Here is a 22,714-nt window from a genome sequence, read left to right on the forward strand (position 1 = left end):
GCCGCAGCAACGGCTCGGCGGCATCATCCGTCGAGCCAGGCGCGGTACGCATCGACGCTGAACCCCCTGCCGAGGAAGGCAGCCACGAGATCCGCTGCGTCTCTACTGCCCCCGGGCTCCAGAATCTCGCGCCGGTATCGAGCGGCAGCCTCGCGGTCGAGTAGACCGTCCACGAACCCGCTGAGCAGGTCGCGCGCGATCACGAGGCTCCATTGGTAGGTGTAGTAGCAGGCACCGTAAGACGTGAGGTGGCCGAAAGCCGCGTACGAGTGAGATCCGTTCAGTCGAGCGACAGGGGTCGAGACCTCGTACCAGTGCGCCGTTGCCGCTGCAAGGTCCCGTCGGTCGTCGACGTGCAAGTGGAGTGAGACCCTGGCGTGCCCGAGTTGAGTGCGAACGAGCAGCGCTCGTCCGAAGCGATCAGCTCGGTTCATCCGTTCGACGAGATCGTGAGGGATGGGTTCCCCTGAGGCGTCGGTCGCGAAGGTGCGCAACACATCGGCGTCCCACACCCATTCTTCGAGCATCTGGCTCGGTGCCTCGCTGAAATCCCACTCCGTCGCGATGCCCGCGAACTCCACCCAATCGTGCTGCCCCGCGAGGATCTCGTGCATGAGATGACCGAATTCATGAAAGAAGGTCTGCACCTGCCTGTGTTCCATGAGCCCGGTCGGAAAGTTGCACACCAGCGCGGCTTCGGCGACAATCCGGCCACGGATACCGGGAGCGATGCGGAAGCACGCGGCGTGATTGAACTTTCCCCCGCGCGGATGCATGTCGAGGTGGATGCGCCCGAGGCGCGAGCCTCCTCGCTTCACGTCGAAACTTCGGACGTCCTCGTGCCAGGCAGGAACATCCGAAGCTACGAAGTCCACGTCACACAGCATCGCGGTGATCTCGAGCACCCCACGCAGAACCTTCTCATAGTCGAAGTACGACCGGACCTTCTGCGCGTCGACATCGAATCGTTCGGCGTGCAAGGCCCTGAGCAAGTACGGCTGGTCGGCGATCGTGACCGCATCCGCATCGAGTTCTTCCTCACGCAGCCGGTCCAGAAGCACTCGATACTCTCGCTCGGCGGCCGGGCCGGACGCAGCATCGATCTCGTCCAAGAACGAAGACACTCGGTCCGCTGAACCGGCCATACGCCCGTCAGCCTCGTAGTCGGCCCATGTGCCGTACCCGAGGATTTCCGCTCTCTGCCGACGCACCTCGAGAAGCTCTTCGAGGATCGCATCGTTGTCGGGCCAGGCGAGGTCGGCTCTCTCCTTCGCCAGCCGGATGCGCAACTCGCGGTCGTTCGCATAGCGCTGCACCGGCATGAAGTCGGTGGCATCGGTCGAAAGCGCGACCCGACCGTCATCCCCGACCGGGTGCGCTTTCACGAAGTCATCCGGCAGTCCGACGAGCGCCGCCGGATCGACCCGTATCCGTCGACCGCCCTCGCGGATGTTGCGCGAGAACCGGACGCTCAGTTCGCTGTCACGGGCAGCCAACTCGGCGACACGGTGGCGTGCTTCTTGATCGAGGTACGCGCCGCCGCGCCGGAAGTCTCGGAGCAGGTGAGTATGCACGCGGAGCGCCGCCGGATCGAGGCCACTTTCCCCTGTCGAGGCGAAAAGATCGGCGAGCCGAGAATCGGCCATCATCGAAGACGCCTTCGCCTGCGCTTGCGTGAGCACCGCTTCCATGGCCTCTCGCACATCGCGATCCGGGTGCACCTCACTGAGCAGCTCTGCCTCGTTCCTCACCGCAGTGAGATCTATCTGCAGATCGTTCCAGATCGTGAGCGATTCCAGCGCTGATCGGTCGGAACCGTCGCACAGGGTTGCGACAAGGTCGTCGATTCGCGTGAGGCGTCGCCGGGGTCTCTCCTGCGCGAAAGCGATCCACTCGTCCGACGCGCTGGGAAAGCCGATCGGTTCCAACAGACGCTCAGTCACTCAGCGGCTAGCGCAGCAGACCGAGGTTGGCCAGAGCCTGACGGATGAGGGTCCCCCGACCGCCCTCCATCTCGGCGGCGACGGCATCGGAGCCCGCGGCCTCCGGCGAGAACCAGGTGACCTCGAGAGCGTCCTGGCGGGGTTCGCAGGTGCCCGTCACCGGAACGACGAACGCCAGCGAGACGGCGTGCTGCCGGTCGTCGTGATACGCGCTCACCCCCGGCATGGGGAAGTACTCGGCGACCGTGAACGGCAGCGGCTGCGGGGGGAGCAGCGGGAAGGCCATGGGCCCGAGATCGTTCTCGACGTGGCGGAAGAGCGCATCGCGGATCGTCTCGCCGAACCGCACGCGCCCCGACACGATCGTGCGCGTCATCTCGCCCATCGGGGTCGAGCGCAGCAGGATCCCGATCTCCGTGACCTGCCCCGACCCGTCGGTGCGCACCGGGATCGCCTCGACGTAGATCATGGGCAGGTGGCGTCGCGCCTCCGCCAGCTCGAACTCGCTCAGCCACCCGGGGTTCGTGTCGCGCGCCGGCGGCTTCGCATCTCCGAAGTCGTCCATCCCGTCGTCGGGTTCGGGTTCGGGGTCAGGTGTGCGGACAGCCATGTGTCCTTTCTACCAGCAGCGCCCTCGGGGCGACACGGACTTCACCCGGCGGATCGCCATACGATCCACCCGACGCCCGAGCGGGTGTCCGGACCCCCTGGCAGGATGGGGTCGTGAGCGAAGCACTGACGATCGACGACACCCTCACGCGCTGGTCCGTGCCCGACCGGGCGGGGATGCCGCTGCTGGTGCTGCTGCACGGCTACGGCGCCGACGAGAACGACCTGTTCGGCCTCGCGCCGTATCTACCCGAGGGCATCGCCCTGGCATCCGTCGCCGCCCCGCTCGCTCCCCCGTGGCCGATGCCCGGACGCTCCTGGTACGCCATCGAGGGTCTCGACGGCCGTAGCCCGGAATCCGTCACCACCGCTGCGGAGGCGCTCCTGCGCTGGCTCGACGAGACCGCGGCCGATGCCTCGAGCGTCGCCCTGCTCGGGTTCTCGCAGGGAGCCGCCGTGGCGTTGCAGGCCATGCGCCTCGACCCCGCCCGCGTCGACACGGTCGTGGCGCTCAGCGGCTACGTCGCCGCGGGAGACCTGCCGCACGACGAGGCGCTGGCCCGGCGCAAGCCGCATGTCTTCTGGGGCCGCGGCACCAACGACCAGGTGATCCCGGAGGCACGTGTCGCCCACACGGCGCAGTGGCTCCCCGCGCACTCCGAGCTGTCGGGCCGCGTGTACACCGGCCTCACGCACAGCATCTCCGAAGACGAGCTGCGCGACGTCCACGCCTTCCTCTCGAAGTGGCTGGAGCGAGCCGCTCAGGCGTGACCGCGGAGCGACCCCGGAGCGATCCGAGCGAGACCCGGGACTCCTCGGAGCGAGATCCCCGAATCCGACACGCCCGGGGTTGCGCCGCCTCGACACGCCCGGGTATCGTCGTGGAGTCCTGTCCGCCGTGTCTGGAAGTCCTTTGATCTGATCCGTCGCCTCCGCGCCCATTCTTCCGCGCGCTGACCCGACGATCGCCGACTCCACGGCCGACCACCGCCCGCCGTCCTTCGCGACGGCATCCCGCCCCGGCGGGAGTCTTCGGGCACCCCGGTGTCAGTGCACCCTCGCACTCGACAGGAGACACCATGTCAGTCCCCGCTCTTCACCCGTCGGTCACCCTCGACCGGCTCTCATTCACCTGGCCCGACGGCACGGTCGCTCTCGACGCCGTCTCCGGATCCTTCGGCGCAGGGCGCACCGGCCTCGTCGGCCGCAACGGCGCAGGGAAGTCCACCCTGCTGCGCCTGATCGCCGGCGAGCTGAGCCCGACCTCCGGGTCGCTCACGACGTCGGGCGACGTCCCCTATCTCCCGCAGCAGCTCACGCTGGACACCGGCCGCAGGGTCGCCGAGCTCCTCGGCGTCGCCGACGCGCTCGATGCGGTGCGCGCGATCGGTTCCGGTGACGTCGACCCGTCGCACTTCGACGCGGTGGGCGACGACTGGGACATCGAAGCGCGCGCCGAGGTGTCGCTCGCCGAGGCCGGCCTCTCGCCCGACGTCCTCGACCGCACGGTCGGGGAGCTCTCGGGCGGCGAGGCCGTGCTGGTCGCGATCGCCGGCATCCGACTGCGGCGTGCGCCGATCACGCTGCTCGACGAGCCCACCAACAACCTCGACCGCGAGGCCAGATCGAGGCTCGCGGCCATGATCGCCTCGTGGAAGGGCACACTGATCGTGGTGAGCCACGACCTGTCGCTGCTCGAGCTCATGGACGACACCGCCGAGCTCTACGGCCGCACGCTGAGCGTGTTCGGCGGTCCGTACTCCCAGTGGCGCGCCTGGTTGGATGCCGAGCAGGAGGCCGCGCGGCAGGCCGAGGTCACGGCCAAGCAGGAATTCCGCAAGGAGAGACGCCAGCGCATCGAGGCGGAGGTCAAGCTCGCGCACCGCGCCCGGACGGCGAAGAAGGCCGAGATCGAGAAGCGGGTGCCGAAGATCATCGCCCACGGACGCCGGATGTCGGCCGAAGTGTCGGCCGGGAGACTGCGCACCGAGGTCGGCGCGAAGGAGGATGCCGCCCGCGCTGCGCTCGACGAGGCAGGGAGGCGGCTGCGCGCGGATGCATCGATGAAGATCGAGCTTCCCGATCCCGACGTCTCGCGCGGACGACGGATCGCCACGCTGGGCGACGGGGAGCGGTCGTGGATCATCCAGGGCCCCGACCGCGTCGCGCTGGTGGGGCGAAACGGCGCCGGCAAGACGACGCTGCTCGAGCGTCTGGTGGCGGATGCCGATGGTGGTGGCAGCGTTCACAATTCAGCACAGATTCCGCCGATCCGTCCGACTCACGGCGCGGCGGATGCTCTCGACGATTCCCTGCTGAATGCGGAACGACCGGCGTTGACGGCGACCGCGCTCACCGACCGCATCGGATATCTGCCGCAGCGGGTCGACGGGCTCGATGAGGGCCGCTCGGTGTTCGAGAACATCGCGGATGCCGCTCCGCACGTGCCCGAGAAGGAGCTGCGCAACCGACTGGCGAGGTTCCTGATCCGAGGGGCCACCGCCGAGAGACCGGTCGCCGCGCTGTCCGGGGGCGAGCGCTTCCGTGTGGCGCTGGCGTCGCTGCTGCTCGCCGATCCTCCGCCGCATCTCGTGGTTCTCGACGAGCCGACGAACAACCTCGACATCGACACCGTCGATCAACTGGTCGAGGCGCTGCGCGCCTACCGCGGCGCCGTGCTCGTCGTGAGCCACGACGACGCGTTCCTGCGCCGTCTCGGGCTCGATCTCACTCTCGAGATCCTGCCGGACGGCTCACTCGCCGAGCGGTGACCTCATGCGCGCCGACTCCGCATCGCCCTGGTATGGGCGATCGCGGGGTCGGCCGCGCGCAGCGCGTAGTCGTCGGATTCGCGTGGCACCAGAGCCACACGCCCCTCGTCGTCGTGATCGATCCCCCAGCCGTACCGCTTGCCGAGCGGTGAGGAGCGCAGACACGGCTGACCCTTCGAGAAGAACGCGTCGCGCGCCGCAGCGTCGTCGAGAGGGATGCCGTGGCGCAGCGCGTGCGTCGCGAAGAGCACATCGTCGGAGGTGCGACCGTAGGGCTGCTCGGCGATCAGCCGGTAGTGCAGTGCGGCGATCGTCGGCGTATCGCCCGCGGGCGGCTCTTCGGCGTGATCGACCGGGCAGTCCTCAGCGACCTCGATGAAGGTTCTCAGATAGTTGGTGGTGTGCGACGCCATGCATACAGGATGCGCCTGGCCACGGACAATGGCGAGCCCGATGTCGGTGGCCGGGGTGATGATGGAGTGATGAGCGACGTGCTCGACCGTTTCACCCCCGCCACACAGGACTGGTTCCGGGGGGCCTTCCCCGCACCCACTCCCGCACAGGCGGGCGCATGGACGGCCATCTCGGCGCGCAAGCACGCGCTCGTGGTCGCGCCGACCGGGTCGGGCAAGACCCTGTCGGCGTTCCTGTGGGCGATCGACAGCGTCTTCCGAGAGCGCGGCGCGGGCGCCCCGGCGACGGTCACGACGCCGACGGTCACGACGCCGACGGTCACGACGGCGGTGACGAGGAAGGACTCGACCGCGAAGGCCGCGACCACGAAAGACGCGACCACGAAGGCCGCGACCGCGAAGGACGGCACCTCGCGCACGCGCATCCTCTACATCTCGCCGTTGAAGGCACTGGGCGTCGACGTCGAGCGCAACCTGCGCTCGCCCCTCATCGGGATCGGTCAGTCCGCGCGACGACTGGGTCTCGCCGCCCCCGCGGTCACGGTCGGCGTGCGCTCAGGCGACACGACCTCGAGCGATCGGCGCAAGCTGGTCTCCGACCCTCCCGACATCCTCATCACCACCCCCGAGTCGCTCTACCTGATGCTCACGAGCCGGGCGGGCGAGACACTGCGCGACGTGCACACCGTGATCATCGACGAGGTGCACGCGGTCGCCGCCACCAAGCGCGGCGCCCACCTCGCGGTCAGTCTCGAGCGCCTCGATGCGCTCCGTCGCTCGCATGGCCACGAGGAGCCCGCCCAGCGCATCGGCCTGTCGGCGACGGTGCGACCGATCGACGAGGTCGCGCGCTTCCTCGGCGGGGCCGCCCCCGTCGAGATCGTCGCGCCCCCGGCGTCGAAGACGTTCGAGCTGGGCGTCGTCGTCCCGATGGACGACATGACCAACCCGCCCCCTCCGCCCGGCGCGCCGAAGGGCGCCGCAGACGGCGGCGACGCGGAATACACCGAAGTCACCGGCTCGGTGTGGCCGCACGTCGAGGAGGCGATCGTCGACCGCATCCTCCAGAACAAGTCGACCATCGTCTTCTCCAACTCCCGACGGCTGGCCGAGCGCCTCACCGGCCGGCTGAACGAGATCTACTCGGAGCGCATCGGCGTCGCTCTGCCCGACGCGACCGTGCCCGCCGCGATGATGGCGCAGGCGGGTGCCACAGCGGGCGCCGACCCCGTGCTGGCGAAGGCGCACCACGGTTCGGTGTCGAAGGAGCAGCGGGCGCAGGTCGAGGAGGAGCTGAAGTCCGGCGTGCTCCGCTGCGTCGTCGCGACGAGCAGCCTCGAGCTCGGCATCGACATGGGAGCGGTCGATCTGGTGATCCAGGTCGAGGCTCCGCCGTCGGCGGCCTCGGGACTCCAGCGCGTCGGACGCGCGGGCCACCAGGTCGGCGAGATCAGCCGTGCGGCGCTCTTTCCCAAGCATCGCGGCGACGTGCTGCACACCGCGATCGTCACCGAGCGCATGCTGGCCGGCAAGATCGAGGCGATCCAGGTGCCCCGCAATCCGCTCGACATCCTCGCGCAGCAGACCGTGGCGGCCTGCGCGCTCGGCGAGATCAGCGTCGAGGAGTGGTTCGAGACCGTTCGCCGGTCGGCGCCGTTCCAGTCGCTGCCCCGCTCGGCCTACGAGGCGACGCTCGACCTGCTCGCCGGGCGATTCCCCTCCGACGAGTTCGCCGAGCTGCGACCGCGCCTGGTGTGGGACCGCGACGCGGGCACCCTGACCGGCCGTCCCGGCGCGCAGCGCATCGCCGTGACCAGCGGTGGAACCATCCCCGACCGCGGACTGTTCGGCGTGTTCGTCGCCGGCGAGTCGACGGGCGCCCGTGTGGGCGAGCTCGACGAAGAGATGGTCTATGAGTCCCGCGTCGGCGACGTGTTCACCCTGGGCACGACGAGCTGGCGCATCGCCGAGATCACCCACGACCGGGTGAACGTGATCCCCGCATACGGACAGCCGGGCAAGGTGCCCTTCTGGCACGGCGACGGCATCGGCCGGCCGTTCGAGCTGGGCGAGGCGCTGGGCCGGTTCTCGCGGGAGGTCTCTGCGGCGACGCCCGAGAAGGCCGCCCAGCGACTCATCGAGGCCGGGCTCGACGAGCAGGCGAGGATGAACCTGATGGCCCATCTCACCGAGCAGCGGGAGGCGACGGGCACGCTGCCCACCGACCGCACGCTCACGGTCGAGCGCGGTCGCGACGAGGTCGGCGACTGGCGGGTCATCCTCCATTCCCCGTACGGCATGAAGGTGCACGCGCCGTGGGCTCTCGCGATCAACGCGCGAATCCGCGAGCGGCTCGGCGTCGAGGGGTCGGCCGTGGCGAGCGACGACGGCATCATCGTGCGCATCCCGGATGCCGAGGCGGAGCCCCCCGGAGCCGAGCTCTTCGTGTTCGACCCCGACGAGCTCGAACAGCTGGTCACGCAGGAGGTCGGCGGGTCGGCGCTGTTCGCGTCGCGATTCCGCGAGTGCGCCGCACGGGCCCTGCTGATGCCGCGCATGAATCCGAACAAGCGCACGCCGCTGTGGCAGCAGCGTCAGCGCTCCGCGCAGCTGCTCGAGGTCGCGAGGCGCCACCCGACGTTCCCGGTGATCCTCGAGACGCTGCGCGAGGTGCTGCAGGACGTGTACGACCTGCCCTCGCTGCGCCGGCTCGCGGTGTCGATCGCCGATCGGCGCATCCGACTGGTCGAGACGCAGCCCGCGCAGCCGTCGCCCTATGCCCGTGATCTGCTGTTCGGCTACGTCGGCGCGTTCATGTACGAGGGCGATTCGCCGCTCGCCGAGCGCCGTGCGGCCGCCCTCTCGGTCGACCCGGCCCTGCTGGGCGAGCTGCTCGGCACGGTCGAGCTCCGCGAGCTGCTCGACCCCGAGGTGATCGCCCAGTTCGAGCGTGAGGCGCAGCGCCTCGATCCCGACCGTCGGGCGCGCGGACTCGAGGGCGTGGCCGATCTGCTGCGCATGCTCGGCCCGATGGATGCGGCAGAGATCGACGCGCGCCTCGACCCCGAGACCGGATCGGCGGCGGAGCATCTCGACGCACTCGTCTCGGCACGACGGGCGATCCCGGTCACCGTCGCCGGCACCACGAGAATCGCCGCGATCGAAGACGCCGGGCGGCTGCGCGACGCACTCGGCGCCGCACTGCCGACGGGGATACCCGTCGCCTTCCTCGAGCCGCTCGCAGATCCGCTCGGCGACCTCGTCGCACGCTACGCACGCACCCACGGCCCGTTCACGACGACCGCGATCGCGACCAGGTTCGGTCTGGGCGCGGCTGTCGCGCGGCACACGCTGCAGCGCCTCGAGCACTCCGGCAGACTCACGAGCGGCTTCTTCCTGCCCGACCCTTCGGCGGGCTCGGGGAGCGGTTCGGGGGACGACACAGAGTGGTGCGACAGCGAGGTGCTGCGCCGCCTGCGGATGCGCTCGCTCGCCGCCATCCGCGGCAGCGTCGAACCGGTGTCACCGGAGGCGTTCGCGCGGTTCCTCCCCGACTGGCAGCACCTCGGCCGCCCTCTCGAGGGGGTCGACGGGGTGCTCGCCGTGATCGAGCAGTTCGCGGGGGTGCCGATCCCGGCGAGCGCCTGGGAGTCGCTCGTGCTGCCCTCCCGGGTGCGCGACTACTCCCCTGCTCTGCTCGATGAGCTCACCGCGGCGGGCGAGGTCATCTGGTCGGGACACGGCACGCTTCCCGGTCGCGACGGCTGGGTGTCGCTGCATCCTGCAGATCTGGCGCCCTTCACGCTGCCCGAGCCCGATGACGAGCTCGCCGCCGACTCCCTCGAGGCGCGGGTGCTCGACGCTCTCGGCGCCGGCGGCGCCTACTTCGCGGGCCAGCTCAGAGACATGGTCGCCGCCGACAACGAGCAGTCGGTGCTCGAGGCGCTGTGGAACCTGACGTGGTCCGGCCGGGTCACCAACGACACCTTCGCCCCGATCCGCTCGCTGCTGGCCGGCGGCTCGCAGGCCCACCGCGTCACCCGACGCGCGCCGCGCACCCGCACCTACCGGGGGATGTCGCTGACGCGCAGCACGACACCACGCCCCAGCTCCGTCGGCGGGCGATGGTCGCTGCTGCCCACGGTCGAGACGGATGCGGCGCGCAGGGCGACCGTGATCGCCGGGCTGCTGCTCGACCGCTACGGCGTCGTCACCCGCGGAGCCGTGCAGGCCGAGGGCGTGCCCGGGGGGTTCGCCCAGACCTATCGCGTGCTCGCCGGGTTCGAGGAGGCGGGGCACTGCCGTCGCGGGTACGTGATCGAGAAGCTGGGTGCGGCGCAGTTCGCCGCCTCCGCGACCGTCGACCGCCTGCGCACCTTCGCCGGTCTCGCCGATCCGCCACCGCGCACCGCGGTGACGCTGGCGGCCACCGACCCGGCGAACCCCTACGGTGCCGCGCTCGGGTGGCCGAAGCGCGACGAGGTGTCGCATCGACCCGGGCGCAAGGCCGGCGGCCTGGTCGTGCTCGTCGACGGCTCGCTCGTGCTCTACCTCGAACGGGGCGGTCGCACCGTGCTGTGCTTCACCGACGACACCGACGTGCTGCGGGCAGCGGCCGCAGATCTGTCCGCGACCGCCCGGGCACGCCGTCTCGACACCCTCACGGTCGAGAAGGTGAACGGCGACGGCGTATACGGCACCGACCTCGCGGTCTCCCTGCAGGAGGCGGGTTTCGTGGCGACCCCCCGCGGCTACACACTGCGCAAGGCGATCTGACGGGCGCCATGCCGAGTGCTCCTAGGCTGGGTCCATGATCCGCGAATTCGCCGAGGGCGTCCGTCTGCTCCTGCGCGGCTTCGGCACGTGGCGTCGCCGCCCCGGCCTCATGGCGCTCGGGCTCGTGCCCGGGGTGATCGCCGCGATCGTGCTGCTGGCGGGGCTCGTGCCGCTCGCCCTCTCGCTGCCTGTCGTGGCCGACGCCCTGACCCCTTTCGCCGACGGGTGGGCGACCGAATGGCGCACCGCGCTGCGCCTCGCGGTCGGCGTGGTCGTCTTCGCCGCGGCGCTCGCGCTCGCGAGCGCGGTGTTCAGCGCTCTCGCCCTGGCCATCGGAGACCCCTTCTATCAGAGGATCTGGCGCGCGGTCGAGGTCGACCTCGGTGATCCGCCGCCCGCCGACGGCGGTGGCTTCTGGACGGCGGTCGGGGAGGGCATCCGTCTCGTCCTGCTCGGCATCCTGATCGCGGTCCTGGTGCTGCTGCTCGGGATCGTGCCGTTGGTCGGCGGGTTCCTGGGGCCGATCTCCGGAGTCGTGCTGTCGGGGCGCATGCTCGCACGCGAGCTCACCGGGCGGGCCTTCGACGCGCGCGATCTCAGCCCCGCCGACCGCGCGGCCCTGTTCCGCGGAAGCAGGGCGCGGGTGCTGGGGTTCGGCGTCGCGACACAGCTGTGCTTCCTGATCCCCGGCGGTGCGGTGGCCGTCATGCCCGCCGCAGTCGCCGGGGCCACCACGCTGGCGCGCACGATGCTGCAGCGCACTCCCCTCGCCACGGTCCCCGGCTGATGCCCGAGGGCGATACCGTCTTCCGTGCCGCCAGACGCCTCGACGAGGCCCTGGTCGGCGACGAGGTGACCCGCTTCGATCTGCGGGTCCCCCGCTTCGCGACCGCAGACCTCACAGGCCAGCCGATCGTCTCGTCGGTGGCGCGCGGCAAGCATCTGCTGCTGCGCATCGGCGACAGCACGCTGCATTCCCATCTGCGCATGGACGGCGCGTGGCTCGTGTACCGCGCAGGCGAGAGATGGCGGCATCCGGCGTTCAAGGTGCGGGCCGTCGTCGGGACGGCGCGGCACGAGGCCGTGGGCATCGACCTCGCGGAGATCGAGCTGGTGCCCACGCGCGATGAGGAGGAGCTGGTCGGATACCTCGGCCCCGATCCGCTCGGCTCGGACTGGGATGCCGCCGAGGCGGTCCGCCGGGTCGCGGCCGACGCCCGCAGCATCCATGTGGCCCTGCTCGATCAGCGCAACGTCGCGGGCTTCGGCAATGAGTATGCGGCGGAACTCCTGTTCCTGAGAGGAATCCTGCCCACCGCTCCCGCGCCGGAGGTCGATGTCGCCGCACTGATCGAGCTCGGCGTGCGCACGATCCGCGTGAACCGGGATCGACGGCACCGGACGTTCACGGGCGTCGACCGACCGGGGCAGGGCACCTGGGTCTACGGCAGGGCCGGACGCCCCTGTCGCCGCTGCGGAACACTCATCAGACGCGGCGAGCAGGGCGCCGATCCGACCCGCGAGCGCATCACCTTCTGGTGTCCGAACTGTCAGAGATGACCCGCATCCATTCTCGGGAATGAACCGGACCCACCCGTGGTTATTGATATATCCGGAGAACTCCGGAACACGGGGAGGAATCGTGGGAAAGAACTACGTCGACATCGAGAACGACCAGGGAGCCACGCTGCGCTACCGCAAGCACGCGAACGGTCGAGGTCTCGTCGCACACGGCGCGAAGGTCCATCCGAAGGCTCACATCGAGGCGGGCGCGTACATCGAGCCCGGCGCACGCATCGGCGCCGGTGCCACCGTCGCCCGAGGCGCCTGGATCGAACCGGATGCCGTGATCGGCGAGGGTGCGCACGTCGACGCGCACGCACACATCGGCCAGGGTGCCGCCGTCGGCGACGGCGCGCACATCGGCGTCCGCACCGAGGTCGGGGCGGGTGCGCGGATCGTACGCGGCGCACGCATCGGCGACGACGAGACGGTCGCCGCAGGCCTCACCGTCGCCACGGACCCGAAGGGCCTGTGGCTCGCCGCCTGAGACCGGCCGTCCGTCCGCCGATCGGGCGGGTACCCTGAATCACATGGCGACACAGGGACGGCGACCGGCGGGGCGCGCCGGCAAGGGTTCTCCCGTGCGCCGCAACAGAGCAGCGCCCGCCCAACGGTTCCCGCCGCCCAAGCCGCCGAAGAAGACCGCGAAGGTCGTGTTCGACCGGCCGACCGACGCTCCGGAAGAGCCGCGTTCCTTCCGCCTCGGAGTGATCCCCGGTGCCACGCCCGGCAAATGGATCGACGCGTGGAAGCAGCGGATGCCGAATGTGCCGCTCGAGCTCGTGCCGATCGACGTCGCCGATCAGCGCTCCGCTCTCGACGATGTCGACGCGGCTCTGGTCCGTCTGCCACTGACCGATGACGCGATACACGTGATCGCCCTCTACGACGAGACCCCCGTGGTGATCGCATCCCGCGAATCGCATCTTCTCGCCGCCGACGAGCTGACCATCGCCGACCTCGCCGGCGAGATCGTGATCACGCTCTCGGACGATCCGCTCGGCCCCGTCGAGATCCCCGGAGCGCTCGCGCCCCGCTTCGCCGCGATGCCCGTGGCCGACGCCGTGGCGACCGCTGCCGCGGGAACCGGCATCCTGATCGTGCCGCTCTCGTTGGCGCGTCTGCACCGGCGCAAGGACGCCGACCATCGCCCGCTGGCCGACGGGCCTCTCTCGACAGTGGCGCTCGCCTGGCGGCGCGAGCACACCACGGCCGATGTCGACACGTTCGTGGGGATCGTGCGCGGACGGACCTCCAACTCCTCGCGCTGACCTCCGCCCGCCCCGTACCCGCCCCGTGCCCGGTCGACTCGAGACGAAGACCCCTCCGCCTCGTCGTTAGACTCTCGTGGTGGTCTCGCTTCTCTACGTCTGTGTGCGCCCCGAGCTCGGGGCGGCCGACGCCGAGCACGCCTCGTTCCGTCGGGCGCTCGACGTCGACGTCGTCGACCGCCTCGATCTGCTCACCGAACGGCTCGATCCGGCTCGCCTCGCCCGGTACAGCGGCGTCGTGGTGGGGGGCTCGCCCTTCAACGTGAGCGACGCCGAGAAGTCGACGGTGCAGCTGAGGGTCGAGGCCGATCTCGCACAGATCGCCCGGCGCGCCATCGATCAGCAGATCGCCGCGTTCTTCACCTGCTTCAGCATCGGGGTCGTCACTCGGATGCTCGGTGGCGAGGTCGGCTCCGCCACCCCCGAATCGGCGAGCGCCACGGTGATCTCGACGACCGACGAGGGCGCCGCCGACCCGGTCTTCGGCCCGAGCGCCCCCTCGCTGACCGTGTTCACCGCGCACAAGGAGAGCGCGGTGCGCCTGCCCGAGGGCGCCGTGCTGCTCGCGACGAACGAGGCGTGCCCCGTGCAGGCCTACCGGGTCGGCTCGCATCTCTACGCGGCGCAGTTCCACCCCGAGCCCACGCCCCGCGACTTCGCCGATCGCATGACGTTCTATCGCACCACGGGCTACTTCGCCCCCGAGGAGTTCGACATCGTCCAGAGGCAGGTGCTGTCGGCCTCGGTGACGGAGGGGGCGGCCCTGCTCCGCCGCTTCGCCGAGACCTTCGGCTGACCCTCAGCCCTGCAGCAGAGCGATCCGCTCGCGCAGATATGCCTCCAACGGCATCCATCCGCCGGCGGTGCTCCACCGCACCGAGGCCACCCCGTCGATCGTCGAGAGCGGACCGGAGGCGCCCCCGGCGTCCACAGCGTCGACATCGATCACCGTCCAGCCGACATGAGCGACCGCTCCTTCGTCGAATCCGCCCCGCAGCGCCAGAGCCCGCCGTTCCGCGCGATCCCGGGCGGACTCGGCGGTGTATCCCCGGCGTCCGGGATCGGCTGCCCGCAGCACCTCCGCCGTCGCGAGGGCGTGGGTGTCGGTGAGCAGCAGCACTCCGAGGTGCCAGGCGTCTCCGACGCGGACGATGCGCCTGCCGCGCCAGCGGGAGTCGCGCTCCTCACCCAGCCCCTCCTTCGGCACTCCGGCGAGCGCGCCCCGCGCCTGCGAGAGCAGCTGCGACGCCGACGTCCGTGACTCGTGCATCCCTCCAGGGTAGGGGCGCGATTCGCCCGGTGGTCGCATCCACGGCAGAATCGATGCACACCCCTCGAGGAGCCCCCATGTCTCAGCCCGACACCGCCCGCCTGCTCATCGCCTGCGACGATCAGCCAGGTATCGTCGCCGCCGTCGCCGGGGTGCTCTCGACCCACGGCGCCAACATCATCTCGCTCGACCAGCACTCGACCGATTCCGAGGGCGGTCGGTTCTTCCAGCGCACGGTCATCCACCTCCCCGGCCTGTCGGCGGCGCGCCCCGCACTCGAGGCGGACATCGCTCAGGTCGCCGAGCGCTTCGGCATGGAGTGGTCCCTGCACGACACCGCGCGACGCAAGCGCGTCGCGATCTTCGTCTCGAAGTACGACCACTGTCTGCTCGAGCTGCTCTGGCGCACGCAGCGCGGCCAGCTCGACATCGACATCACGATGGTCGTGTCGAATCACCCCGACCTGGCCGAGTCGGTGCGCTCGTTCGGCGTGCCCTTCGTGCACATCCCCTCGGGCGACAAGGAGGCGATGGAGCAGCGCCAGCTCGACCTGCTGCGCGGCAACGTCGATCTGGTGGTTCTTGCGCGCTACATGCAGATCCTCACCGACGACTTCATCACCGGCCTCGGTGTTCCGGTCATCAACATCCACCACTCGTTCCTGCCCGCGTTCATCGGTGCGAACCCGTACGCCAGGGCGAAGGATCGCGGCGTCAAGCTGATCGGGGCGACGGCGCACTACGCGACGGCCGACCTCGACGAGGGCCCGATCATCGAGCAGGACGTCACCCGCGTGACGCATGCCGAGTCGGCCGCTCAGCTGCAGAGCCGCGGTGCGGATGTCGAGCGCCAGGTGCTCGCCCGTGCGGTGCAGTGGCATGCGGAGGACCGTGTGATCGTGCACGGGCGCTCCACCGTCATCCTCTGACCGGCCGGTCGGGCGCACCTCCGGCAGGTCGACTGCTGTTCATGCCCCGCGCGGCACTCCGGCGAGCAGCTCGGCGAAGGCCTCTGCGGCGGTCGGGTAGTCGGCGAGCGGAGCGCCCTGTCCCATCCACAGCGACTGCAGCTCGCCCAGGCCCTGCTCCCCCGCGGCGGTGCGGAACCGCCCGGTGAGCCAGTTCTGCATCGGAAAGGGGGCGATCGTCCCACTCGCCTCGATGGCGCGGACGACGCGGTTGCGGGCACCCCGGGCGAGGCGCCCGCTCATGGCCCGGGTGAGCACGGTCTCGTCGGCGGACGTGGAGCGGATGGCTTGGCGATGCGCGTCGTTCACCGCCGATTCCGCGGTGGCGAGGAATGCCGTCCCCACCTGCACCGCAGACGCGCCGAGGGCGAACGCCGCCGCCACGCCCCGCCGATCGGAGATGCCTCCCGCGGCGATCACCGGCACGTCGACGGCGTCGACCACCTGCGGCACCAGCGCCAGCACGCCCACGAGCGAGTCCTCGGCCCGGCGCAGGAACGACACGCGGTGGCCGCCCGCTTCGAGCCCGGTCGCGACGACGGCGTCGACACCGGAGCCGGCGAGCGCCACGGCCTCGGCGACCGTCGTCGCCGCTCCCACGACACGGATGCCGCGGCCGTGCGCCTCGGCCACGACCGCGTCGGACGGCACGCCGAAGACCACGCTGAGCACGGCGGGCGCGGCCTCCCAGATCGCATCCAGCTGTTCTTCGAGGGCGGGAAGGTAGGCCTGGGGGCGGGCGGGGACATCGAGCCCGACGGCCTCGTAGAACGGCTCGAGCGCCTGCGCGAAGACGGTGTGCTGCGGGCCGGGTGCGACCTCGTCGCCGGTGGGCAGCCAGATGTTCAGCGCGAACGGCCGGGCTGTCGCCGCGCGCAGGTCGTCGACGGTCGAGCGGATGCGGTCGGCGCTGTAGCCGTAAAGACCGAAGCCGCCGAGACCGCCGGCTTCGCTCACCGCCGCAGTCAGCGCCACCGACGAGAGTCCGCCGAACGGACCGAGGAGGATCGGGTGCTCGATGCCGAGCAGTTCACGAAGATCAGCCATGCCACGAGGCTATCCGCCGCGATGCTACGCTCGCCTTCAGGAGGCGCGCATGAGCGAGTGGTTCGGGCAGATGCTCGGCGTCGTCGCGGCCGCCCTCGGGATCGTCGCGGTGCCGGATGCGGCCGCCCTCGGTCTCGCCATCGCCCTGGTCGCCCTCGCGACGCTGACGATCGTCGTCGCGCTGAGCCTGGCGCCCCCTTCCGCGAGCAGTGCGCCGCATCCGCTCAGGGCGATCGACGTCTCCGCGATGCTCGCCCAGAGCGATCCTGATGCCGCCGGTCATCCGCGCCCTCGTGCGCCGGGAGTCGCCGTCGCCGTGTAGTCCCCCCTCGTGCGGGACTGCGCGGCTGTCGCCGACCCTCCCACCACACGAACGGACACCTGCATGGACATCTTCGCCTTCCCTCCACTGACTCTCCTCCTCGACGCCGCCTACGGGGCCCTCGCCGGACTCGCGTCCGCCGTCGAGCCCTTCGCCGGCGCCTCCGCCGCCGCACTGGCCGTGGTGCTCGTCACCCTGATCGTGCGCGCCCTGCTGATCCCCGTGGGGTTCTCGCAGGCCAGAGCGGAGCAGACGCGGGCGCGGCTCGCACCACGGCTCCGCGAGCTCCAGCGCCGCCACAAGAAGAACCCGGAGCGTCTGCAGAAGGAGATGCTCGAGCTGTACCGCTCGGAGAACACGTCGCCCTTCGCGGGCATGCTGCCGGTGCTCGCGCAGGCGCCCGTCGTCGGCATCCTGTACACCCTGTTCCTCCGGCCCGAGATCGCCGGGCACCCGAACGACCTGCTCACGCACGACCTGTTCGGAGCGCCGTTGGGCACCAGCCTCGTCTCGGCGGTCTTCGGCGGCAGCGCGTCGCCGAGCACGCTGGTGGTCTTCGGAGCGCTGATCGTCGTGATGATCGGCGTGGCCGAGATCTCGCGGCGCGTGTTCCGTCCCCTCCCGATGGAGGGCGATTCACCGCTGAACTCCCCGACGATGATGCGCGTCACCGGGGCACTGCACTATCTGACCGCCGTGTTCGCGGCGTTCGTGCCCCTCGCTGCGGCGCTGTACCTCACCGTCACCGTCATCTGGACGCTCGTGCAGCGGGTGCTGCTGCGACGCCGATACCCGCTTCCCGTGCCGGCATCGGTCACCGTGTGAGGCGCAGAGCCTTCAGCCGGGAAGAGGGATCGGTGCGGTGAACGGCCCCGTATCGTCGGCGCCGCCCTCGTCGGCGCCGCCCTCGTCGGGGCCGCCCTCGTCGGGGCCAGTCCCGTCACCCCGACCAGTCCCGTCAGCGGAGCGGGTGCCGACATCGGAGCCGGCGCCGTCACGGCGCGCGTCGGCATCCGCCCGGCGCCGCGCGTGGCGCACACCGAGCGTGGTGCCGATGCTGGCGATGACGACGAGCGCGATCGCCAGCATGCGCAGCGGGGTGGCGTTCTGTTCGAGGATCAGCCATCCCGCCAGCGTCGCGAAGGCCGGCTCGAGGCTCAGCAGCACGCCGAACACGCGCTGCGGCAGGCGTCGCAGCGCCGCGAGTTCGAAGCTGTACGGGATGACCGACGAGAGCACGGCGGTGATCGCGGCGAGCAGCAGCAGCTGCATGTCACCGACCACCGTGACCGCTGCGGGAACGCCGACCGGGATCAGCAGCACCGCAGCGACGGCCAGACCCACGGCGAGGCCGCCGCTTCCGGGGATGAGGGTGCCGACGCGGGCGCTCATCCTGATGTACATCGCCCAGAACGCGGCGGCGATCAGGATCAGCACGAGCCCGATCGGATCCAGCGGCTCGGCCCCGATCAGACCGTCGACGCCCAGCAGCACGATCCCGAGCAGTGCGACCGCGACCCAGGCGGCGTCGGTGAGGCGCCTCGTGAGCACGGCGGCGAGCACCAGCGGCCCGAGGAACTCGATCGCGACCGCCGGGCCCAGCGGGATGCGGTCGATCGCCGCATAGAAGAAACCGTTCATGCCCGCCAGCGACAGCCCGAACAGGGCGGCCGCGATCCACTGGGTGCGGGTCCACCGCGCCGGTCGAGGCCTCGCGATGACGAGCAGCAGCACTGCCGCGATGGCGACGCGCAACGAGGTGACGCCCCAGGGGCCGAGAACCGGGAACAGCTGCGCGGCCACCGCCGCGCCGAACGGCAGGGAGAGACAGGAGCAGACGACGAGCACCACGCCCACGAGCGGACGGGATGACGCGGAGTGCTGCACCCGTCCAGCCTAGGGGTGCCGCCCGCTCGTCAGAGGTGCTTGCCGCCGGTGACCGCGATCACCGCGCCGGAGGTGTACGACGACTCCGCGGACGCGAGGTAGACGTACGCGCCTGCCAGCTCCGCCGGCTGCCCGGCGCGACCGAGCGGGGTGTCGTCACCGAAGGTGTTCAGGCGTTCCTCGCCCCATCCGGTCGCGGGGATCAGCGGCGTCCAGATCGGACCGGGGGCGACGGCGTTGACGCGGATGCCGCGCTCCCCCGCTTCCTCCGCCAGAGCCTTCACGAACGCCACCTGTGCGGCCTTCGTCATGGCGTAGTCGATGAGTCCGGGCGACGGCTCGAACGCCTGGACCGACGAGGTCACGATGATGCTCGACCCCGGAGCCAGATGCGGATACGCGGCGCGTGCCGAGTAGAGCAGTCCGAACAGGTTCGTCTCGAACACCCGGCGCAGTCGATCCGTCTCCAGGTTCTCGAACCCGTCGATGTCGTGCTGGTACGCGGCGTTCAGCACCAGGATGTCCAGACCGTCGAAGGCGCTCCTCGTCTCGGCGACCACGTCGGTCGCGAACGCCTCGTCGCGAAGGTCTCCCGCGATGCTCAGTGCCTTTCGGCCCTCGGCGCGGATGAGAGCGACCGTCTCATCGGCGTCCTGCTGCTCCTCGGGCATATGCACGATCGCGACGTCGGCGCCCTCCCGGGCGTAGGCGATGGCGACCGCGCGCCCGATGCCCGAGTCGCCCCCGGTGATCAGTGCACGGCGTCCTTCGAGGCGCCCGTGGCCGACGTACGACTGTTCGCCGTGATCCGGCCGGGGGCCCGTCTGCTCCGTCACTCCCGGCTGGTCCTGCTGCTGGCCGGGGAAGCCGTCCTGGCGGTGCTGGTCGCGGGGGTCGGGCGTGGTGTCTGCCATGGTGTCTCCTCGTCTGCGCTGCGCGTCGGCGGATGGGCCGATGTCGGATGCCGACGTCGGGTGCCGACGCCGGCCGATGGGTGTTCCATCGACCCTCGCCGCAGAGAACGAGACGTGGCAGGGGGTTGACAACCCCGTGCCCGTCGCGAGAGAGGAGGAGGTCAGAGGTGCGGGTGATCCGCCGGATCCGCGCTCGCCGGAACGCCCGAGGCGTCCTGGGGCTCGGGGACCATGTGCAGGCCGCTCGGGGCGTTCGCGGTGAAGGCGAGCGCCTCGACCCACGCCCGATTGATGGAGGGCTGACGACTGCCGAAGTACTTGAACACGAGCGAGCTCGCCGGGTGGATCCACACCGTCGTGCGTCCGCCGCCGACGCTGGCATCCTCTCTCCAGCTGAAGGAGAACGGCTCGGCGCGGCGCAGTTTCGCGGTGATGACGAGCTGCAGGTGAGTGAGGGCGCGGTCCTCGATCTCGGACTTCACGGTGCCCTCGTAGATGAACTTGCCCATGCGGCTCTCCTCGCTGCTCCTGGCGTCGAGCATAGGTGAGGATCTCCGAGTGAAGTCAACCCCCTGCGGAGGGGTGCCCCGGGCGTCTAGCCTGGGAGGAAAAGCGAGGAGGCGGAACCATGAACGCTCGACACATCGACGACCGGCCCGACGAGGGGTACACCCCCACGACCACTCACGCCGAGTTCGGTGCCGGCAACCCACGCCTTCGCGTGTCGCGGGACGGTCTGCGGTCGGAGTTCGCGCTCGACGTCGACGTGGCGCGCATCGGTTCTTCGCCCGACAACGAGCTCACCCTCGACGGCGCCGACGCCGTGCACGCGACGATCACGCACGACGACCGCGATGAGTACGTTCTCGAGATGCACGGCGCGGGCGAGATGAACACCAACCCCGACGCCGAGGCCACGCACCCCGGTGAGCGCACGCAGACCCTGCGCACCGGCGCCCGTTTCACGGTCGGCGACTGGGAGCTCGTCTTCGCCCGCGAGGAGTTCGCGGACCACGGTCGCCCTTACGGCGGGCGCAAGGGCGGGGAGTACTCCGACCAGCCCCTGCAGCCGGAGCGCCCGGACTACTCCGACGAGGCGGCGGTCGAGTCCGACGCCCCCACGCACGCGGACTCCGCCGAAGAGCAGTGACGACCGAGAACGCTTCTCTCGACCGGCTCAGCCCCCTCGACGGACTCAGCCCCCTCGATCGGCTCAGCCCCCTCGATCGGCTAAGCCCCCTCGACCGGCTCAGTCAGGTCGCCGCGGAACGCGGGCTGCGGATCTGCGTGGTCGAATCGCTGACCTCGGGGCGGCTGTCCAGCACGGTCGGGGCGGGCGCGGATGCCGGCACGTGGTTCGCGGGCGGCCTCGTCGCCTACCTCACCGACGTCAAGGAGCGCATGCTGGGGCTGACTCCGGGCACCGACCCCTGCTCGGCGGAGTGCGCCGAGCAGCTCGCGGCGAACGGGCGGCAGCTGTTCGACGCCGACCTCTGCGTCTCGACGACGGGTGTCGGCGGGCCCGAGGCCGACGGTGGCCACGAGCCCGGAACGGTGTTCCTCGGGTGGGCCACTGATCACGGCGTGGGTCATCGCATGCTCGCCCTCACCGGCGATCCGTCGGAGGTCCTCGACGCGACCGTCGACACGGCGGCCCGGCTGCTCGCCTTCCACGCCGAGGGTCTGCACCCCGCGGGTCCGCGGCGCACCGGATCGTCGGCGCCGCCCACGGACTGAGCCGCCCGCGGACGGAGCTGTGCGCGGACGGAGCTGCGCACGGACCGAGCTGCCCACGGGCTGAGCTGACGGCAGGCCGTGCCTCAGGCGTACTGTCCCGCCGACGCACTGCGCGCCTGACGGAGAGATCTCAGAGTCGCGGCACCAGACCGACGCGCAGCGGCGCACCCGGCGCGGATGCCACGCCGATGGCCTCGTCGACAGCGGCCAGCTGCCGCACGTCGCCGACCGCGTCGACGAACGGATGCGCGCGACCGCGACCGGCGAGGAACGCGACGGCCTCCGCGAGCTCCGTGCCGGTGTAGTTGTGCACGCCGGCGACCGTCACCAGGCGGCGGACGATGCTCTCGGCATCCAGCGCCACCGGGTCCGCGGGGAACACGCTGCCGACCAGCACCACCGTCCCGCCCGTGGCGACGCCGTCGAGCGCTTCGGTGACCGCGTGGCCCGAGGCCTCGATCACGACATCCGGATCCCGATCCAGCGTGCTCGCTCCGAAGCGTGCGGCGAGCGCGAGGCGCGAGGGCGCGGGGTCGAGGACCTCGACGATCGCGCCACGGTCCGCGGCGATCGCGGCGGCGGAGAGGCCGACGAGTCCCGCCCCGTGGATCCGCACGGCGGCACCCTCGAGGTCGTGGTCTCGCGCGGCCCGTGCGACGGCGGCCCAGGCGGTGGCGGTCGCACACGACGCCGGGGCGAGCACGGCCGCCGGCAGCGACTCGGGCACTCGGACGATCGCCGAACCCTCGCGCACCTGCACGTGCGTGCCGAAACCGCCGGAGAGATCGCCGTGCACCCCGATGCGGTCATGGCCGTACTTGCCCAGCGTGCGGCACTTCTGGGGCAGACCCCGCAGGCACCGGTCGCAGGCTCCGCACGAGACCGTCACCGACCAGACCACGCGGTCGCCGATGCGCAGCGCTGCGCCATCGACGGCGGTCGCCCCGGCATCGCCGATGGCGATGATCCGTCCGACGCTCTCGTGGCCGAGCACCAGCGGCGTCGGGGCTGAGCGGTGCCCCTGCACGGTATGCACATCGGAGCCGCAGATCGTCGACATCTCGACCGCCACCAGCACGTCCTTCTCGCCGAGCGCGACCCCCGGCACCGCGATCATCTCGTGCGGTTGCCCTTCGCCGATCCACACCATGGCGGTGGCGGCCGGGCGCAGCGTGACGTCTCGACGGTTGCCGGGCGGTCGGATCAGCAGGGTGCCCATGTGC

The 22,714-nt window shown here is 70.9% G+C and carries 22 protein-coding genes; 13 read left to right on the top strand and 9 right to left on the bottom strand.

Going from position 1 to position 22,714, the window contains the following annotated elements:
• Window positions 1-23: 23 nt before the first annotated feature.
• Both DXT68_RS13610 and DXT68_RS13615 read right to left on the bottom strand, forming a co-directional pair.
• A complete protein-coding gene (locus tag DXT68_RS13610; RefSeq protein WP_244268166.1) occupies window positions 24-1,943 on the bottom strand; it encodes a M3 family metallopeptidase in 1,920 nt (639 codons plus the stop codon).
• A gap of 7 nt (window positions 1,944-1,950) precedes the next feature.
• Window positions 1,951-2,553, bottom strand: coding sequence for a DUF4916 domain-containing protein (locus tag DXT68_RS13615; RefSeq protein WP_045253901.1), 603 nt, complete (start codon window positions 2,551-2,553; stop codon window positions 1,951-1,953).
• A gap of 113 nt (window positions 2,554-2,666) precedes the next feature.
• Between DXT68_RS13615 and DXT68_RS13620 the strand changes: the two genes are divergently transcribed.
• Together DXT68_RS13620 and DXT68_RS13625 are read left to right on the top strand one after the other, a co-directional pair.
• Entirely contained in the window at window positions 2,667-3,323 is a 657-nt protein-coding gene (locus tag DXT68_RS13620) for an alpha/beta hydrolase (RefSeq protein ID WP_244268167.1), read from the top strand.
• 308 nt (window positions 3,324-3,631) lie between these two features.
• Entirely contained in the window at window positions 3,632-5,323 is a 1,692-nt protein-coding gene (locus DXT68_RS13625) for an ABC-F family ATP-binding cassette domain-containing protein (protein WP_045253902.1), read from the top strand.
• Between the two features lie 2 nt (window positions 5,324-5,325).
• On the opposite strand, the gene DXT68_RS13630 is transcribed toward DXT68_RS13625, so the two are convergent.
• On the bottom strand, window positions 5,326-5,736 hold the full coding sequence (locus DXT68_RS13630; RefSeq protein ID WP_045253903.1) for a DUF6157 family protein: 411 nt from the start codon (window positions 5,734-5,736) through the stop codon (window positions 5,326-5,328).
• 69 nt (window positions 5,737-5,805) lie between these two features.
• On the opposite strand from DXT68_RS13630, the gene DXT68_RS13635 reads away from it, so the two are divergent.
• The 6 genes from DXT68_RS13635 (at window position 5,806) to DXT68_RS13660 (ending at window position 14,142) form a co-directional block, all read left to right on the top strand.
• Window positions 5,806-10,512 carry an ATP-dependent helicase gene (locus tag DXT68_RS13635; protein ID WP_045253904.1) on the top strand — a complete coding sequence of 1,569 codons (4,707 nt, stop codon included), beginning with the start codon at window positions 5,806-5,808 and terminating at the stop codon, window positions 10,510-10,512.
• A gap of 34 nt (window positions 10,513-10,546) precedes the next feature.
• The gene (locus DXT68_RS13640) at window positions 10,547-11,299 is read left to right on the top strand and encodes an EI24 domain-containing protein (RefSeq protein WP_045253905.1); all 753 of its coding nucleotides are present in this window, start codon (window positions 10,547-10,549) and stop codon (window positions 11,297-11,299) included.
• A complete protein-coding gene (locus tag DXT68_RS13645; RefSeq protein WP_045253906.1) occupies window positions 11,299-12,072 on the top strand; it encodes a DNA-formamidopyrimidine glycosylase family protein in 774 nt (257 codons plus the stop codon). Before DXT68_RS13640 ends, DXT68_RS13645 begins: the two co-directional genes overlap by 1 nt.
• 82 nt (window positions 12,073-12,154) lie before the next feature.
• The gene (locus DXT68_RS13650) at window positions 12,155-12,562 is read left to right on the top strand and encodes a DapH/DapD/GlmU-related protein (protein WP_045253907.1); all 408 of its coding nucleotides are present in this window, start codon (window positions 12,155-12,157) and stop codon (window positions 12,560-12,562) included.
• Between the two features lie 43 nt (window positions 12,563-12,605).
• Entirely contained in the window at window positions 12,606-13,346 is a 741-nt protein-coding gene (locus tag DXT68_RS13655; protein ID WP_045253908.1) for a LysR substrate-binding domain-containing protein, read from the top strand.
• Window positions 13,347-13,425: 79 nt separating this feature from the next.
• Window positions 13,426-14,142: a glutamine amidotransferase-related protein gene (locus tag DXT68_RS13660; protein WP_045253939.1), complete on the top strand. Its 717-nt coding sequence runs from the start codon at window positions 13,426-13,428 to the stop codon at window positions 14,140-14,142.
• Between the two features lie 3 nt (window positions 14,143-14,145).
• On the opposite strand, the gene DXT68_RS13665 is transcribed toward DXT68_RS13660, so the two are convergent.
• Window positions 14,146-14,616 (bottom strand): hypothetical protein, encoded by a 471-nt coding sequence (locus tag DXT68_RS13665; protein ID WP_045253909.1) that lies wholly within the window; start codon window positions 14,614-14,616, stop codon window positions 14,146-14,148.
• Window positions 14,617-14,693: 77 nt separating this feature from the next.
• On the opposite strand from DXT68_RS13665, the gene purU reads away from it, so the two are divergent.
• Entirely contained in the window at window positions 14,694-15,545 is an 852-nt protein-coding gene (gene purU / locus DXT68_RS13670; protein WP_045253910.1) for a formyltetrahydrofolate deformylase, read from the top strand.
• Between the two features lie 39 nt (window positions 15,546-15,584).
• Here the strand turns inward: purU and DXT68_RS13675 are convergent, their stop codons facing one another.
• Window positions 15,585-16,631: an NAD(P)H-dependent flavin oxidoreductase gene (locus tag DXT68_RS13675; protein ID WP_045253911.1), complete on the bottom strand. Its 1,047-nt coding sequence runs from the start codon at window positions 16,629-16,631 to the stop codon at window positions 15,585-15,587.
• A 49-nt stretch (window positions 16,632-16,680) separates the two neighbouring features.
• Here DXT68_RS13675 and DXT68_RS13680 point away from each other — a divergent pair, with 49 nt between their 5' ends.
• Window positions 16,681-16,953 (top strand): DUF6412 domain-containing protein, encoded by a 273-nt coding sequence (locus DXT68_RS13680; protein ID WP_045253912.1) that lies wholly within the window; start codon window positions 16,681-16,683, stop codon window positions 16,951-16,953.
• A gap of 63 nt (window positions 16,954-17,016) precedes the next feature.
• A complete protein-coding gene (locus DXT68_RS13685) occupies window positions 17,017-17,778 on the top strand; it encodes a YidC/Oxa1 family membrane protein insertase (protein ID WP_045253913.1) in 762 nt (253 codons plus the stop codon).
• Between the two features lie 12 nt (window positions 17,779-17,790).
• On the opposite strand, the gene DXT68_RS13690 is transcribed toward DXT68_RS13685, so the two are convergent.
• From DXT68_RS13690 to DXT68_RS13700, 3 genes are all read right to left on the bottom strand, one after another.
• Window positions 17,791-18,840: an EamA family transporter gene (locus DXT68_RS13690; protein ID WP_244268168.1), complete on the bottom strand. Its 1,050-nt coding sequence runs from the start codon at window positions 18,838-18,840 to the stop codon at window positions 17,791-17,793.
• A 29-nt stretch (window positions 18,841-18,869) separates the two neighbouring features.
• The gene (locus tag DXT68_RS13695) at window positions 18,870-19,754 is read right to left on the bottom strand and encodes an SDR family oxidoreductase (protein WP_045253914.1); all 885 of its coding nucleotides are present in this window, start codon (window positions 19,752-19,754) and stop codon (window positions 18,870-18,872) included.
• A 161-nt stretch (window positions 19,755-19,915) separates the two neighbouring features.
• The gene (locus DXT68_RS13700; protein ID WP_045253941.1) at window positions 19,916-20,263 is read right to left on the bottom strand and encodes a DUF7882 family protein; all 348 of its coding nucleotides are present in this window, start codon (window positions 20,261-20,263) and stop codon (window positions 19,916-19,918) included.
• A 119-nt stretch (window positions 20,264-20,382) separates the two neighbouring features.
• On the opposite strand from DXT68_RS13700, the gene DXT68_RS13705 reads away from it, so the two are divergent.
• Together DXT68_RS13705 and DXT68_RS13710 are read left to right on the top strand one after the other, a co-directional pair.
• Window positions 20,383-20,904 carry an FHA domain-containing protein gene (locus tag DXT68_RS13705; protein WP_045253915.1) on the top strand — a complete coding sequence of 174 codons (522 nt, stop codon included), beginning with the start codon at window positions 20,383-20,385 and terminating at the stop codon, window positions 20,902-20,904.
• Window positions 20,901-21,491: a CinA family protein gene (locus tag DXT68_RS13710; RefSeq protein WP_082068903.1), complete on the top strand. Its 591-nt coding sequence runs from the start codon at window positions 20,901-20,903 to the stop codon at window positions 21,489-21,491. The genes DXT68_RS13705 and DXT68_RS13710 overlap by 4 nt, the downstream gene beginning before the upstream one ends.
• 130 nt (window positions 21,492-21,621) lie before the next feature.
• Here DXT68_RS13710 and DXT68_RS13715 read toward each other — a convergent pair whose 3' ends face one another.
• Window positions 21,622-22,710: an alcohol dehydrogenase catalytic domain-containing protein gene (locus DXT68_RS13715; protein ID WP_045253916.1), complete on the bottom strand. Its 1,089-nt coding sequence runs from the start codon at window positions 22,708-22,710 to the stop codon at window positions 21,622-21,624.
• Window positions 22,711-22,714: the final 4 nt, after the last annotated feature.

The sequence above is a fragment of the Microbacterium foliorum genome, from assembly GCF_003367705.1.
In the GTDB taxonomy this organism is placed as follows: Bacteria; Actinomycetota; Actinomycetes; order Actinomycetales; family Microbacteriaceae; genus Microbacterium; species Microbacterium foliorum.